Origin of the sequence: Candidatus Amarolinea dominans (genome assembly GCF_016704685.1) — a bacterium.
Classification (GTDB): domain Bacteria; phylum Chloroflexota; class Anaerolineae; order SSC4; family Amarolineaceae; genus Amarolinea; species Amarolinea dominans.
On record NZ_JADIZS010000038.1, the window covers coordinates 57,543 to 71,859 of the forward strand.

Below are 14,317 nucleotides of genomic sequence, written 5' to 3' on the forward strand. Positions count from 1 at the left end.
CGCTTACCCGACCGGCGCCAGGGCGGCGGCGAAGAGGGGCGCCAGCGCTTGCGGCTCATCTTGCCAGGCGAGCAGCGCGTCGGGCGTCATGTCCGGCAGCGCCAGGCCCAGGAAGCGCTCCAGGCCCGCCAGGTCCCAGCCGGTCAGGTCGTAGCGCAGGTCGCGCAGGTACTTGGTGAGCAGACCGGGCGGCAGATTGAGCCGCGGCGCGTAGCCCTGGGCAATCGCTTCGATGTGCGCCAGGCCATCAGCCTTGGCCGCGTGCAGCGCAGGAACGATGCCGCTGGCAGCCAGCTCGTGCAGCCGGTCGCGGCGCACGGTCCACAGGGCGAAGACGAACGGCAGGCCGGTCCATTTCAGCCACTCGTCGCCCAGGTCGAAGACGTGCGGCACCCCGCGCCGCGCAATGCTGCGGTGCAGCGAGCCTTCGATCAACGCTTCGTCGCCGATGAGCAGCGCGCCGGAGGCCCGACTGAGCATTTCCTCCAGGTTCTGTGGCGTCACCCGCCAGCGCGGGGCGATGCCGTAGCGCTGCCGGCACAGGGCCTTGAGCAGCTCCACGCTGGTGGCCGAGTGATCGGTCAGCGCGACCGTGCAGCCATCCAGTTCGGCCGGGTCGGGCATCCAACTGAAGAGGAGCACGGTTTTGACCGCGCCGAGCGTGGCAATGCCCAGGTTGGGGATGACGGCCAACTGATCGGCATGGCGCGCGGTTTCGATGGCCGAGATGGGCGCCAGGTCAATCTCGCCGTCAATCAGCATCCGGTTGAGCGTGGTCGGCACGCCGTAGACGAAGCGCACATCGCGCCCGGCCAGGCGCTCCTGCAAGCGGTAGTAAACCGGCTGCACGTTCAAGTAATCAATGACACCAATGGTTAAGGTCATCGTTAATTCTTTTCGTACCTCGTTGTACGGCCCTATCCAGGAACGCTAGTTTCCCAGTCCTCATAGTTGAGGTCCGGCACCCGCCTGAACTCACGCGTGTTGTGTGTGACCAGAACGGTCCCGTACGTTACCGCTGTGGAGGCAATCAACAGGTCATTTGGCCCGATGGGAGTGCCGGCTCTTTCCAGGTGTAGTCGGATGCGTGCGTAGGATTCGGCTGCTGAATCATCGAAGGGCAACGACTCAAACCGGTTGACAAATTCTTGTAGTGTCGCGAGATTCCTGTCTACTCTGGCACTTTTCATGACACCGTAGAATAATTCTGCTTTGACGACCGCACAGAGCTTGATCTGGGACGGAAGCGTATCATGCAGCCGTTGCTTGATAGTTTGAGATCTCCCGTTCAAGTATTGAATGCATGTGTTTGTATCGAGTAGGTAGATCATTCGATGTCCTCGCGAATCTCGAGTTGTCCCTCACTGCCACGCTCAATAGCATCATCGGCAAATGCGCCATAGGTCCGCTGAACAAAACTGTACCATTCGGATCGTTCTCTTAGCACGAGAACACCTGCGTTCTGCGGCGCTGGCGGCATCATCGTTCTAGCCGGCCATTCGAAGACCCTGATGATCTGGTACAACATGTCCAGGTAATCGTCTCGTACTTTTTCGATCTCGTCTTTGAGCAATTCACGTGTTATCATCTTTACCGTCCTTTGCGATTTCAATTGGGAACGGGTTGCGGCTGCGCGCGCCGGGCCTGCTTGGCGGCCAGGCGGGTCTGTTTGCGCCGGGCCACCAGTTCGGCTTCGAGCTGTTCGATAGGCTGATCGTACACCTTGACGATATTATACAGCGTATCGCGTTCTGCGGGAAGCTTGCCGGCCGCCACGATCAGGCGCATCAGTTCCAGCTTGTCCAACTGCTCCTCGGTGGTGGCCCCGGCATCGTGGTAGATCTTCTCCTCCACCACGGTGCCGTCTATGTCATCTGCGCCGAAGTGCAGCGCCAACTGCGCAATCGGCGGCGTCAGCATGATCCAATAAGCCTTGATGTGCGAGAAATTGTCCAGCAGGATGCGGCTGACCGCCAGGGTCTTGAGCGTGTCGTGCGCGGTGGTCCAGTTGGCGCGCTGACCCAGCGCGTTGTTGTCGGCATGGAAGCGCAGGGGGATGAAGGTCTGGAAGCCGCCGGTTTCGTCCTGCAGATCACGCAGGCGCAGGAGGTGATCCACCCGGTGCTCCGGGCCTTCGATGTGACCGTAGAGCATGGTGGCATTGGTGCGCAGCCCCAGGCGGTGCGCGGTGCGGTGAATCGCCAACCAGGTGGCGCCGTCCGCCTTTTCCGGGCAGATCTTGCGCCGGATGTCCGGATGGAAGATCTCCGCGCCCCCGCCCGGCATCGAGTCCAGCCCCGCGGCCATCAGCCGGCGCAGCACCTGCTCATGGCTTATGCCGGTCATCTGCGCGAAGAAGTCAATCTCGACCGCGGTGAAGGCCTTGAGATGAATCCAGGGATACGCCTTCTTGAGCGCGGCCAGGAAATCCTCATAGTAGGTGAACGGCTCGCTGGTGTGCAGCCCACCCACGATGTGGAATTCGCTCACGTTGGGCAGGGCGTCCGGCCGCACATGCTCCACGATCTCGTCCGCGTGCCAGGTGTACGCGCCCGCCTCGCCCTCATCACGGCGGAACGAGCAGAAATTGCAGTGAAACGCGCACACATTGGTCGGGTTGATGTGGCGGTTCTGGTTGAAAAAGACATAGCGCCCGCCATTCAGGCGCGTATTGACCAAGTCAGCCATCTGACCGATGGTCAGCAAGTCGTGCGATTGGAAAAGGCGCACCCCATCGTCGAAGCCCAGGCGCTCGCCCGCCTGCACCTTGACGACCAGGTCTGCCAGCTCAGTCGTTCGTTCAGTAACAATCATCATCTCACTCCAGTTCGTTCAAGAAAAACACCAATCAGGATGACCGCACCAGCAGCGCGACCAGCGTCGCGACGAAGGCGATCACGCTGATGTAGCCGTTGACGGTGAAAAAGGCCAGGTTGACCTTGCTCAAGTCGTCCGGGCTGACCAGGCTGTGCTCATAGGCCAGCAGGACGCAGACCAGCGCCAGTCCCAGCCAGAAGGGCCAGCCCAGCGGCGCCAGCAGGCCAACAAGGAACAGCGTCAGCACGGTGAACAGATGACACAGTTGCGCCAGGCGCAGCGCCGCGGCCACCCCAAAGCGCGCCGGAATGGAATAAAGCCCTTCGCGGCGGTCGAACTCCACATCCTGGCAGGCGTAGATCAGATCGAAGCCGGCGATCCAGACCGTGACCGCAAACCAGAGCAGCCAGGGCAGTGGGCCGGACAGATTGCCGGCCACCGCGGCCCACGCGCCGGCCGCGGCCGCGCCGTCGGTGATGCCCAGGACGAAATGGCTCAGCCAGGTGAAGCGTTTGGTGTAGCTGTAGCCGATCAGCGCGATGACCGCGAAGGGGAGCAGACGCACCACGAAGGCGTTGAGCATCCAGGCGGCCAGGGTCAGGATGGCCAGGGAGAGCGCGGCAAAGAGCCAGGTCCGCTGCAAGGAGAATTCGCCGCGTGGAATGGGGCGGTTGGCCGTGCGCGGATTGGCCGCGTCGAGCGACGCATCCACCGCACGATTGACCGCCATGGCCAACGTGCGCGCGGAGGCCATGGCCAGCGTGATCCAGATGAACTGCCACCATGTCGGCCAGCCCCCGGCTGCCAACACCATGCCCAAATAGGCGAAGGGCAGGGCGAAGATGGTGTGCTCGAATTTAATCATTTCGAGAAACGTGCGCACTTGCTTCATGACATCCCTCAGGCCAGCACGGCCACTGGAACGAAATCTGACCGCGTCAACGCCCCAAGCCGGGAAGGAATCGGTGTGGGCGCCAGCTCGGTCTCGCTGTAGGCCCGATCGAACGTGCGCACCAGGCGATAACGGCTGTCGCGCTGCGCGGGGGTGAAGCCGGCCTGGCGAATCTGCGCATGCAGGTCGTAGATGGTCATGCGCGGATTTTCTTCGGTGTAGGCATTGGCCGCGCTGACCACATTTTCTTCCAGCATGGTGCTGCCAAAGTCATTGGCGCCAGCGTAGAGCGCGCGGCGCGCCGTTTCCAGCCCTTGCGTCGGCCAACTGGCCTGGAAGTTCTGGAAATTGTCCAGGTAGATGCGCGCCACGGCGTTGGTGTGCAGATATTCGTCATAGTTCGCACCGTATTTGGCCCGATGGCGGCTGCGCCCCAGGCTGTTGGTTGTGCTGAGCTGCGCCGTCCACATGATGAACGCGGTGAAGCCATTCCCGTGCGCCGCCAGGCTCTCCGCCTGCAGATTGCGCAGGTTGGTCAGCGAGTTGATGCGGTTTTGCAGCGTCTCCCCAAAGCCGATCACCATCGTGGCCGAGGTGGTCATGCCCAGGCGCTGCGCGATGCGCATGGCCTCCAGCCACTCCGCCGTCCGGGTCTTCTTGGGGGTGATGCGCTTGCGCACCTCATCGTCCAGGATTTCGCCGCCGCCGCCCGGCAGGCCGTCGAGACCGGCCGCCTGCAGGCGTTGCAGCACCTGCGCCATCGTCATCCCTTCGATTTTGGCAATCGCCTCGATCTCCGACGGGCTGAAGCAGTCCAGCTCGATTTCGGGATAGGTGGTTTTCAACCAGCGCAGCATCTCCTCGTACCACTCGATGCGCAGGTCGGGATTGTGCCCGCCCTGCATCAGGATGCGCGTGCCGCCCCAGGCGATCAGTTCTTCGATCTTTTCGCCAATCTCGGCCTTCGTGCGCACGTAGACTTCGGGATGCCCCGGCACGCGGTAGAACGAGCAGAACTGGCAGTCGGTTGTACACGCGTTCGTGTAGTTGATGTTGCGATCCACCAGGTAAGTCACCTGGCCGGGCGTGGTGCGCGCCAGGCGCAGTTGATGCGCCACAGCCATCGTCGCCTCCGGATCGCCGTCCTGGTACAGGATCAACCCTTCTGCGGGCGTCAGGCGCTCGCCTTGCGCCGCCTTCGCCAAAATATCATTTATGTTCATCACATCAATTCACTGTTTGATCGTCACTGCTCAGACTGCCTGGAATTCAGACAGGATTCACAGGATTGACAGGATATTCGAACTCTCGTGGCGGTAGTTTTGCACACCACAGAGCAAGAATCCTGTTCATCCTGTTCATCCTGTCAAATCAACTTGCAGGGTGAGCAGTTACGTTTGATCTAATTATTGCCGCGACGCGCCAGGCGCCGCACAACCGCCGCGGGGCGACTCAACAGGCTGCGGCTGCCCGGCCCCGCGCTGTTCGCGGGCGCTGCCTCGGCCGCAAAGCCATATTCGCGCCAGCGCTCGCTCACCTGCTGCTTGATCGGCTCGCTCATGGCGACCAATTCCGGCCATTCACGTGTGTAGCCTTCGCTCGCCCATTTGCGCGTGGCGTCAATCCCGATCTTGCCCCCCAGTGCAAAGCGATAGCTGGCGTGATCCAGCGCGTCCACCGGCCCTTCCTGCACGATGATGTCGCGGCTCCAATCCACGTTGTTCAGCGCGTGGAACATCGCCTCGCTCACGTTTTGCACATTCACGGCCTCATCCACAATGACGATGCACTTGGTGAGCATCATCAGTCCCAGGCCCCACAGCCCGTTGATGACCTTGCGCGCATGGCCGGGGAAGCGCTTCCTGATGCTGACCAGGATTAGGTTGTGGAACACCCCTTCCGCGGGCATGTTGACATCCACGATCTCGCTCAGGAACAGGCGCATGAGCGGCAGGAACAGGCGCTCGGTCGCCTTGCCCATCCAGTAGTCTTCCATGGGCGGCAGGCCGACCACCGTGGCCGGATAGATGGGCTGGCGCCGCATGGTGATCGCGGTGACGTGCAGCACCGGGTAGCTGTCCACCGGCGTGTAATAGCCGGTGTGATCGCCAAATGGGCCTTCGGGTCGCTTCTCGGCCGGGTCCACGTAGCCTTCGATGACGATTTCCGCCTCGGCCGGCGCTTCCAACGGCTGCGTCACGCAGCGCACCAGTTCCACCGGCTTGCCGCGCAGCCAGCCGGCCAGCAGGAACTCATCAATGTCGGGCGGCAGCGGCGCGGAGCCGCTCCACATCACCGCGGGATCGCCGCCCAGGCTGATCGCCACCGGGATGCGGTCCACGCCGGCCTGCTGCGCCTTGCGCTCATGCTCGGCGCCGCCCTTGTGCAACTGCCAGTGCATGCCCAGGGTGTGGCTGTCATACACCTGGCAGCGGTACATGCCCACGTTGCGAATGCCCTTGACCGGGTCGCGGCTGATGATGGTGGTCATGGTGAGAAAACGCCCGCCATCCTGCGGCCAGCACTGCAAGATGGGGAGCCGGTTGAGGTCCGCGTCAGCGCCCAGCAGGACGATTTCCTGCACCGGCGCTTTCTTGACGATGGCCGGCCCCAGGCCGATGCTGCGCAGCGCGTCCCAGTAGTCGCCGGCGCGATTCATCATCTGGCCCAGGCCCTTGGGCAGCTCCGGCTTAAGCAGCGAGCCCAGGTTGGCGGCCAGCTCATCCAGGTTATCCACGCCCAGCGCCAGCGCCATGCGCCGGCCCGACCCCAGCGCGTTGGTCAGCACCGGCATGGACGATCCCTTCACATTTTCGAACAGCAGCGCCTTGTTCTGGCCGGCCGGGCCTTTGCACACCCGATCGGTGATTTCCGCAATCTCCAGCTCTGCGCTGACCGGCGCGGTGATGCGCTGCAGCTCGCCGATCTCTTCCAGTTTCGCAATGAACTCGCGTAAGTCTCTAAACGCCATATGTTTCCCAATTTTTCATGTACATTCTACATTCTACATTTCTACATTGCCTGTCGTCTCAACGCCTGATTGTACTTCACAGGTCAAGGTTCGTCAAAGGACTTTTGACTCTCGTTAGACGGCAAAAGGGCCGCGTGCGTCAACCGATATCGCCAGATGAGAAAGGAGTTTGAGTTTTTTCTAAAGTTTCCTGCAAGGTTTTTGAATGACACCGTATTCAGTGCTATAATAGTGTCATGCCAACTCAAACCTCTCTCCGTGTCGTCATTGATACAAACGTGGTGTTCGAGGGTCTGACAAAACAAGGCGGCGCGGCCGGATTGGTCATTGTATGAGTCGTTTGACATTGCGTTTACCTGAAACATTACATCGGCAGCTAGAAACCCTGGCTCAAACCGAAGAAACGTCGCTGAATCAGTTCATTGTCTATGCCCTCACGCGCCAGGTGACGTTGGCCTATACCATACAACCATTATCGGATAGGGCGATAGCTGAACAGAAGGCGAGCTTCACCACTTTGCTGCAGGACTTAGGACAGGCATCGTTTGCTGAGATCGAGCAGGTGATGGCCGCGCGTGAGAAGGCTGAACCGGAAGATGGCTTAACGCCTGAGGTCATCCAAGCGATAACAAGTCGTATTGTAGCTCAACGCCATGAAGCGACACACAAGCCCAACCAACGAATTAGGGCTTGAAGTTCTCTTAGAACCCTGGTGCAATAGGCCGATGCACATAATTGTACCACCCCGGCGCGCCCTGTCGCGACCACCGGGGATCAATTCAACCGTCCCGCTGGGACGGACGCGGATCGTGCGATCACGGGTGACGGGTTAAGGTCATGTGTCCCGCAGGGACACCGAGGTCGCCCGGCTGAGGAACACCTCCGCGGCCAGGTCGCGGCCCAGGCTGACCTCGCTGCGGCCCACGCGCAACCGCAAGGGGCCGTTGAACGGCGCCACGTCAAGCACCTCCACCGTGGCCTGGGGCACCAACCCAATGGCGGCCAGGTAGCGCAGATGCGCGGGATCGAGGTCGCTCACCCATTCGATCTTCACCACGTCGCGGGGCTGCGCGCCGGCCAGGGCGATCTGCGAACGCTCCGGCACGGTCAAATCACGGCTGGGGATGGGATGCCCATGCGGGTCCATCGTCGGCTGCCCCAGCGCCGCGGCCATGCGTTCCTCCAAATCCTCGGAGATCACATGCTCCAGGCGGTCGGCCTCGGCATGTACCTGGTCCCATGGCATGCCCAGCGCCTCCGCCAGGTAAAGCTCCAGCAGGCGATGATGACGCACGACTTCCAGGGCGATCTTTTCGCCGGCCGGCAGCAGCTCCACACCGTGATAGGGCGCATGGCGCACCAGGTTCATCTCTGCCAGACGCTTGACCATGTTGGTCACTGAGGCGGCGGCCACGCCCAGTCGCCGTGCCAGGGCCGACGTCGTCACGCGGCCCTCATCCTGTTGCAGCAGATAGATTGTCTTCAGGTAGTCTTCGATGGCATGGCTGGCAACTGTCTCGTTGAGCATGTGGCCTTTTCTCCGCAAATTTAGACTTAACTAAATTTTAGATAGACGTGACTGTTTTGTCAAATTGCCTGACTGGAATTCGGCTCACATTGCCGCACAGGCCTGACGTGGTATAGACAATCCACATTCATTCTTCGCGTTGCTCGGCGCTTGTGCTGGATGGATGTCGAGGTAAATGATGATCGCTATGCCATCGCTGACAAAAAACAACCCATCGGCGCCCACCAACGGCGCAGCTCAGGGCATTGACCTGCCTGGCCTGCTCGACCTGTTGGCGCACGGCAGCATCCGCGGACGCCAGGACATCCCCTGGGGATCCAACTACACCTTTCTGGTGCAGATCGAGAAGGCGCCCTTGCGCGCCCTCGCCATCTACAAACCGCAGCGCGGCGAAGCCCCCCTATCGGATTTTCGCGCCGGCACGCTGTGCTATCGCGAATATGTGGCCTACCTGGTCAGCGCCGCGCTCGATTGGTGGCTGGTGCCGCCCACGGTGCTGCGCGATGGCCCGCACGGCCTGGGCATGGCACAGTTGTTCGTGGATGCCGACCCTAACGAAACCTACTTCGATCTGCGCGACGATCAGTTTGACGAGCAGTTGATGCGCATGGCCGCCTTCGACGTGTTGACCAACAACGCCGATCGCAAGGGCGGGCACGTCCTGCGCGACCGGGGCAGCAATCGCCTGTGGGCCATTGACCACGGCCTGACGTTTCACACCGAGTACAAGCTGCGCACCGTCATTTGGGATTTCGCCGGTCAGCCCCTGCCCGCCGGTATCGTATCCGACTGCGGCCACCTCCTGAGCCATCTGCAGAAGGGCGAACCTCTCAGCGCGGAGTTGGGCAAGTTGATGAGCCCCGGCGAGCTCAACGCCCTGCGTCGCCGCACCGAGGCTCTGCTCGCCCATCCTGTCTTTCCCTCTCAACATCCTTCCTACCGCAACATTCCCTGGCCCCCGGTCTAAGCCGCCTCCCTGCGTCGCGGGGCCGGGGTCACGGCCGGCGTGCTACGCCACAAACTGCTGGACGATCATCTCCCGGTACAACCCGCCCTGCGCCAGCAGCGCCGCGTGCTGCCCTTGTTCGACGATGCGGCCATCCTGCACCACGCAGATGAGATCGGCATGCTGGATCGTGCTCAGGCGGTGCGCGATCACCAGCGCGGTGCGTCCGGTCAGCAGGCGATCAATCGCGTCTTGAATGAAGGCTTCAGTGACCGTGTCCACACTGGCTGTGGCTTCGTCCAGAATCAGGATGCGCGGATCAGCCAGGGCCGCCCGCGCCATGCAGATCAGTTGGCGCTGGCCCAGCGACAGATTGGAGCTCCCCTCGGAGACCTTAGTCTGATAACCATCAGGCAGGCTCATGATGAAATCGTGAATCCGCGCCAGGCTGGCCGCAGCCTGGATCGCCGCCAACGGCGCCTCAGGCCGGCCAAAGGCAATGTTTTCGGCCAACGTGCCAGGAAAGAGGAACGGGTCCTGCGGCACCAGGCCCATCTGGCTGCGTAGGGAGCGCTGGCCCACATCCCGCACATCCAGGCCGTCAATCCGCACGGCGCCGGCGGTCACGTCGTAGAAGCGGGCCACCAGGTTGGCGATCGAGGACTTGCCGGCCCCGGTCGGTCCGACGAACGCCACCGTCTGCCCAGCTTCGATGCGCAGACTGATATCGTGCAGCACCTCAACATCCTCACGGTAGGCAAAGTGAACGTGATCGAGTTCCACAAGGCCGTGAATGGGCGGCATCTCCAGGGCGTCCGGCCGATCGGTCACCTGGGGAGCGGTGTCCAGAATCTCCAGCACGCGCTCGCCGCCGGCCATGGCGGCCTGCATGGTGGTGTAGAGTTGGCTCAGCTCCTGGATTGGCTCGAAGAAACGGGTCACGTAGGCCAGAAAGGCCACAACCACACCCAGGGTCAGGCTGCCGCTGACGACAAAAGCGCCGCCGAAGAAAAGCACGACGCACGTCGCCACCATGCCCAGGAACTCCACGGTCGGCAAGAAGACAAACGAGAGAGACATGGCCGCCACGTGCGCGTCCCGGTTGATGCGGTTGACCTGGTCAAACTGCTCCTGGGTCGCATCTTCCTGGGCGAACGCCTGGATCACCCGCATGCCGGACAGATTCTCAGCCAGGTCACCGACCACGGCCGCGATGCCGCTGCGCGTCTGGCGAAAGGCAACCTGGGCGCGACGGGTGAAGAGGAGCGTCACGAGCAGCATAATGGGCAGCACGCTAAAGGCCAGCAGGGCGAGGCGCGGGCTAAGCGACACCATGATGACCACAATGCCAATCAGAAGGACGCTGTCACCCAATAGAGTCACCAGGCCCTGTGAGAGCAGGTCGTTGATCACGCCCACGTCATTCATGACACGCGAAATGGTGACGCCCACAATGTGCGTGTCATGATAACCGAGCGGCAGCGCCTGCAAATGGCCGAACAGCGCGCGGCGGAGATTGGTGAGGACGCGCAAGCCAACCCAGGAAAGCAGCCAGCGCTGCCCGGCCGATACCAGGTAGGTCCCGATAAACGTGGCCGCAATCACCAGCGCGGTGCGCCCCAAGCCGGCCAGATCGCCCTGGGCCATGTTCACGTCAATCGCAGTCTTGACCAAGTAGGGTACTGCCAGGCTCAAGAGGGAGGATACGAGCATCAACAGCAGCGCGGCCGCCATGTGCGCCCAAAACGGGCGCAAAAAGGCGAGCAGCCGCCGGGCCACGCGGCGGTCGAAGGCGCGGCCTTCCGCGCGTTCACCGAAGCGTTCAAGCGCCATGCCAGGTCCCATCCGTGGGCCAGGCGCGCCAATTGAAAAACTCATGGAGTCACCGCCGCCCCGGTTTCAGCACCGGCGGCCCTTTCCTGCGGTCTGAACTGGCGTTGGTAAATCGCCACATACAACTCGGACGTGCGCAGCAACTCGTCGTGTGTCCCGCGCGCCGTGATTCGTCCGCCGTCCAGCACCAGGATCTGATCGGCCATGCGAATCGTGCTCAGGCGCTGGGCAATGACGAACGAGGTGCGCCCGGTCATTAGACGCGCCAGCGCGACCTGGATCAGCCGTTCGGTGTCCGAGTCCACACTGGCGGTAGCATCGTCGAAGATGAGGATGTGCGGGTCTTTGAGCAACGCGCGTGCAATGGCGACGCGCTGCTTCTGGCCACCAGAGAGGGTGACGCCCCGCTCGCCCACGGTCGTGTCGTAGCCCTGCGGCATTTCCATGATGAAGTCGTGAGCCTGGGCCGCCTGGGCCGCGGCCATGATTTCCTGCTCGCTGGCGTCTGGCCGGCCAAAGGCGATGTTCGCCCGCATCGTGGCGGCAAAGAGGGTCGTCTCCTGCAGCACGATGCCGATCTGATCGCGCAACGAATTGAGCTGCACCGCGCGGATGTCATGGCCGTCCACGGTGATTCGCCCGTGCGTGGGGTCGTAGAAACGGGGTATGAGGTTGATGATGGACGATTTGCCAGAACCGGTGGGGCCAAGCAGGGCAATGACCTGCCCCGGCCGCGCTTCGAATGAAACATCGTTGAGCACCTGGTGGCGCCCGAAGTAGCTGAAGGAGACGTGCTCGAAGCGCACATGACCGCGGATGGGCGGGAGAGCCGGCGCGCCCGGCGTATCAGTCACTTCTGAGCGGGCGTCGAGGATTTCAAAAATGCGTTCACCGCCGGCGGCCGCGGTCACCAGGGCCGGCAAGATCATGCCGAGGCGGCGCACCGGCTGGATCAAGAGACCCATGTAGGTGGAAAAAGCCACCAGTTCCCCAAGCGTCAGTCGCCCACCGACGACCAACGAGCCGCCGTACCAGATGATGAATACCGTGCCCAGGTTGGCGACCAGATCGAGAAAGGGCATGTTGAGCGCCTGCATGCGGGCAGCCCGGGCCGACAGGTCAAACCAACGATCGTTTTCGACGTCGAAACGGGTCATTTCGGCCGGCTCCTGCGCGAATGCTTTCACCACGCGTGCGCCGCGCAGGTTTTGCTCCAGGTAGGTAGTCAGGACAGCCAACTGCTGCTGAACGGCCAGGGAGACAGGTCGAAAGGCACGGCCAAAGCGCATGGCCCAATAGGCCAGGAGCGGCATCGTCCACAAAGCTAAGAACGTGAGGTAGGGGTTCATCAGGGCCTGGAAAACGATCGCCCCCAACAGCAGGATCAGCCCTTCGGCCAGCCGCAGGAACGCGCGCCCGGTCACGAAGCGAATGCGATCAACATCCTGAATGGCGCGCGAGAGGAGCTGCCCTACCTGGGCGCGATCGTGATAGGAGAAGGAAAGAGCCGCCAGCTTCCGATAGAGCGCGTTGCGCAGATCGTAGGCCACACCCTGCGAGGCGATCTCGGTCCAGCGGCCGGTCAGAAAGGCCAGGATACTCTTGATCGCCGTCAAGCCCAGGATGGCAAAGACGGCGAAGCGCAAGACGTCGAGTTCAGCGCCGCGCACCCCGCGGTCAATTGCGATGCGGATGATCTGAGGCGTCACCAGGGTCAGTGCGCTGGTGATAAGCAAGACCAGGTAAGCCGCGCCCGTCAGTTTCCCGTAGGGTCGAAGATAGCCCATGCAGCGCATCAGGATGCGCACGGCGCCAGGCGGTAGGCCCGACGCAGGAGGCGGATTCGTGGTTATGATCATGCCAGGCATCCCGTGACTATTTGCCACACAGCGGGCCGCTTGCCGCACTGCGCCATATGCAGAGGTTGGGTCAATCTTTGTCCGGTCACAGGCGGCAGTATAGCACGCCGGGCAACGTTGGACAAGAGGTCCGCTCAGACTTCCGAAGTCTGCGAGACTTCGGAAGTCTCTTGTTGCCACAGACACGGCAAAACTCCTGGCGATGCTTGGGGTTTTTACTGGTTGTTTGCGCAAGAGGCAATAGGGCTTACAATCGTACACGGCGATGTGTGATATACTTCTGCGCTGGCTGCGCCGGAGCGCGCAGGCCGCGGGAGGACATTCGACCCGCACGTCACCGAAGACGTGCCTACCGTCCAGGGAGACCGCCTGGACAGCATCAACGACGATCAGAAGAAGACGGATGGAAGATAGAATGAGGAAGACAGAATGACCGAGGAAGGTACCGTAATGGCGGCGTTACTGCCAGACCAGTTTGTCACCCACGACTATGCTGGTGACTTGAGCAGCGACCAATTGCTGGCGATGCTGGAGAGCATGGTGCTCTCACGCAAACTCGACGAGCGCATGTGGGTGCTGAATCGCCAGGGCAAAGTCCCCTTTCACATTTCGGGCATGGGCCACGAGGCCTGCCAGGTTGGTATGGCTTTCGCCATGCGGCCAGGCTACGATTGGCTGCACCCTTACTACCGGGATATTGCCTTCAACCTGGCGCTGGGCGCCACCCCGACCGATCTCATGCTGCCGCTCTTTGGCAAGGCTGAAGACCCGAGTAGCGGTGGCCGTCAGATGCCGGCGCACTTTGGCAACCGCAAACTGCGCATCGTCAGCGGCTCCAGCCCTGTGGCGACACAGATTCCCCAGGCGGCAGGCATGGCCTTTGCCGCCAAACTGCGCGGACTCGACGAGGTGGTGGTGACTTGCTTTGGTGAGGGCAGCACCAGCCAGGGCGATTTCCACGAGGGCCTGAACTGGGCCGGCATCCACAAGCTGGCGGTGATCTTCTTGTGCCAGAACAACCAGTACGCGATTTCGGTGCCCATGTCCAAGCAGATGGCGGTGGAAAACGTGGCCGATCGCGGCTACGCCTATGGCATGCCCGGCGTCATCTACGACGGCAACGACCTGCTCGAAGCGTACAACGTCTCGGCCGAAGCCGTGGCCCGCGCCCGCCGCGGGGACGGGCCAACCCTGCTGGAGGCCAAGACCTACCGGCCGGTGCCCCATTCGTCCGACGATGACGACCGCAGTTACCGCAGCCGTGAAGAGGTGGAGGAGTGGAAGCACAAGGATCCGATCCAGCGCTTCGAGAAGACGCTCCTGGCCCGCGGCGTGCTGACCGCGGCCCAGCGTGATGAGATGGCGGCCCGCGTGGCGGCCAGCGTAGATGCGGCGACCGAGTACAGCATGGCCGCAGCCTATCCCAAACCGGAAGACGCGCTCTTCCCCGTCTTTGGCAGGATGTGAGGCA

The 14,317-nt window shown here is 62.1% G+C and carries 13 protein-coding genes and 1 pseudogene; 4 read left to right on the top strand and 10 right to left on the bottom strand.

Going from position 1 to position 14,317, the window contains the following annotated elements; genetic code table 11:
• Nucleotides 1–3 precede the first annotated feature (3 nt).
• The 7 genes from IPF85_RS20205 to IPF85_RS20235 all read right to left on the bottom strand — a co-directional run bounded on the left by IPF85_RS20205 (nucleotide 4) and on the right by IPF85_RS20235 (nucleotide 6,680).
• Nucleotides 4–885: a menaquinone biosynthesis protein gene (locus IPF85_RS20205; RefSeq protein ID WP_343409864.1), complete on the bottom strand. Its 882-nt coding sequence runs from the start codon at nucleotides 883–885 to the stop codon at nucleotides 4–6.
• Between the two features lie 32 nt (nucleotides 886–917).
• On the bottom strand, nucleotides 918–1,331 hold the full coding sequence (locus IPF85_RS20210; RefSeq protein ID WP_343409865.1) for a type II toxin-antitoxin system VapC family toxin: 414 nt from the start codon (nucleotides 1,329–1,331) through the stop codon (nucleotides 918–920).
• Nucleotides 1,328–1,588, bottom strand: a complete 261-nt coding sequence (locus IPF85_RS20215; RefSeq protein WP_343409866.1) for a hypothetical protein — start codon at nucleotides 1,586–1,588, stop codon at nucleotides 1,328–1,330. Before IPF85_RS20215 ends, IPF85_RS20210 begins: the two co-directional genes overlap by 4 nt.
• A 20-nt stretch (nucleotides 1,589–1,608) precedes the next feature.
• Complete coding sequence (gene mqnE, locus IPF85_RS20220) at nucleotides 1,609–2,817, bottom strand: aminofutalosine synthase MqnE (protein WP_343409867.1); 1,209 nt, start codon at nucleotides 2,815–2,817, stop codon at nucleotides 1,609–1,611.
• Nucleotides 2,818–2,848: 31 nt separating this feature from the next.
• Nucleotides 2,849–3,709, bottom strand: coding sequence for a UbiA-like polyprenyltransferase (locus IPF85_RS20225; protein ID WP_343409868.1), 861 nt, complete (start codon nucleotides 3,707–3,709; stop codon nucleotides 2,849–2,851).
• A gap of 8 nt (nucleotides 3,710–3,717) precedes the next feature.
• Complete coding sequence (locus IPF85_RS20230; RefSeq protein WP_343409869.1) at nucleotides 3,718–4,932, bottom strand: CofH family radical SAM protein; 1,215 nt, start codon at nucleotides 4,930–4,932, stop codon at nucleotides 3,718–3,720.
• Between the two features lie 179 nt (nucleotides 4,933–5,111).
• Entirely contained in the window at nucleotides 5,112–6,680 is a 1,569-nt protein-coding gene (locus IPF85_RS20235; protein WP_343409870.1) for a menaquinone biosynthesis decarboxylase, read from the bottom strand.
• A 236-nt stretch (nucleotides 6,681–6,916) separates the two neighbouring features.
• Here IPF85_RS20235 and IPF85_RS20240 point away from each other — a divergent pair.
• Both IPF85_RS20240 and IPF85_RS20245 read left to right on the top strand, forming a co-directional pair.
• Nucleotides 6,917–7,009, top strand: a pseudogene (locus IPF85_RS20240) (toxin-antitoxin system toxin component, PIN family protein); the annotation flags it as partial.
• A gap of 2 nt (nucleotides 7,010–7,011) precedes the next feature.
• A complete protein-coding gene (locus IPF85_RS20245; RefSeq protein ID WP_343409871.1) occupies nucleotides 7,012–7,374 on the top strand; it encodes a YlcI/YnfO family protein in 363 nt (120 codons plus the stop codon).
• Nucleotides 7,375–7,515: 141 nt separating this feature from the next.
• Here the strand turns inward: IPF85_RS20245 and IPF85_RS20250 are convergent, their stop codons facing one another.
• Nucleotides 7,516–8,208: a metal-dependent transcriptional regulator gene (locus IPF85_RS20250; RefSeq protein ID WP_343409872.1), complete on the bottom strand. Its 693-nt coding sequence runs from the start codon at nucleotides 8,206–8,208 to the stop codon at nucleotides 7,516–7,518.
• Nucleotides 8,209–8,395: 187 nt separating this feature from the next.
• Here IPF85_RS20250 and IPF85_RS20255 point away from each other — a divergent pair, with 187 nt between their 5' ends.
• On the top strand, nucleotides 8,396–9,175 hold the full coding sequence (locus tag IPF85_RS20255) for an SCO1664 family protein (RefSeq protein ID WP_343409873.1): 780 nt from the start codon (nucleotides 8,396–8,398) through the stop codon (nucleotides 9,173–9,175).
• A 42-nt stretch (nucleotides 9,176–9,217) separates the two neighbouring features.
• Here the strand turns inward: IPF85_RS20255 and IPF85_RS20260 are convergent, their stop codons facing one another.
• The gene (locus IPF85_RS20260; protein ID WP_343409874.1) at nucleotides 9,218–11,032 is read right to left on the bottom strand and encodes an ABC transporter ATP-binding protein; all 1,815 of its coding nucleotides are present in this window, start codon (nucleotides 11,030–11,032) and stop codon (nucleotides 9,218–9,220) included.
• Complete coding sequence (locus tag IPF85_RS20265; protein WP_343409875.1) at nucleotides 11,029–12,846, bottom strand: ABC transporter ATP-binding protein; 1,818 nt, start codon at nucleotides 12,844–12,846, stop codon at nucleotides 11,029–11,031. The genes IPF85_RS20260 and IPF85_RS20265 overlap by 4 nt, the downstream gene beginning before the upstream one ends.
• Nucleotides 12,847–13,296: 450 nt before the next feature.
• Between IPF85_RS20265 and IPF85_RS20270 the strand changes: the two genes are divergently transcribed.
• Nucleotides 13,297–14,313 (top strand): thiamine pyrophosphate-dependent dehydrogenase E1 component subunit alpha, encoded by a 1,017-nt coding sequence (locus IPF85_RS20270; protein ID WP_343409876.1) that lies wholly within the window; start codon nucleotides 13,297–13,299, stop codon nucleotides 14,311–14,313.
• Nucleotides 14,314–14,317 lie beyond the last annotated feature (4 nt).

Coding starts and splice junctions, on each gene's coding strand:
- IPF85_RS20205 (WP_343409864.1), bottom strand. CDS start 885: ATGACCTTAACCATTGGTGTCATTGATTACTTGAACGTGCAGCCGGTT.
- IPF85_RS20210 (WP_343409865.1), bottom strand. CDS start 1,331: ATGATCTACCTACTCGATACAAACACATGCATTCAATACTTGAACGGG.
- IPF85_RS20215 (WP_343409866.1), bottom strand. CDS start 1,588: ATGATAACACGTGAATTGCTCAAAGACGAGATCGAAAAAGTACGAGAC.
- mqnE (WP_343409867.1), bottom strand. CDS start 2,817: ATGATGATTGTTACTGAACGAACGACTGAGCTGGCAGACCTGGTCGTC.
- IPF85_RS20225 (WP_343409868.1), bottom strand. CDS start 3,709: ATGAAGCAAGTGCGCACGTTTCTCGAAATGATTAAATTCGAGCACACC.
- IPF85_RS20230 (WP_343409869.1), bottom strand. CDS start 4,932: ATGAACATAAATGATATTTTGGCGAAGGCGGCGCAAGGCGAGCGCCTG.
- IPF85_RS20235 (WP_343409870.1), bottom strand. CDS start 6,680: ATGGCGTTTAGAGACTTACGCGAGTTCATTGCGAAACTGGAAGAGATC.
- IPF85_RS20245 (WP_343409871.1), top strand. CDS start 7,012: ATGAGTCGTTTGACATTGCGTTTACCTGAAACATTACATCGGCAGCTA.
- IPF85_RS20250 (WP_343409872.1), bottom strand. CDS start 8,208: ATGCTCAACGAGACAGTTGCCAGCCATGCCATCGAAGACTACCTGAAG.
- IPF85_RS20255 (WP_343409873.1), top strand. CDS start 8,396: ATGCCATCGCTGACAAAAAACAACCCATCGGCGCCCACCAACGGCGCA.
- IPF85_RS20260 (WP_343409874.1), bottom strand. CDS start 11,032: ATGAGTTTTTCAATTGGCGCGCCTGGCCCACGGATGGGACCTGGCATG.
- IPF85_RS20265 (WP_343409875.1), bottom strand. CDS start 12,846: ATGATCATAACCACGAATCCGCCTCCTGCGTCGGGCCTACCGCCTGGC.
- IPF85_RS20270 (WP_343409876.1), top strand. CDS start 13,297: ATGGCGGCGTTACTGCCAGACCAGTTTGTCACCCACGACTATGCTGGT.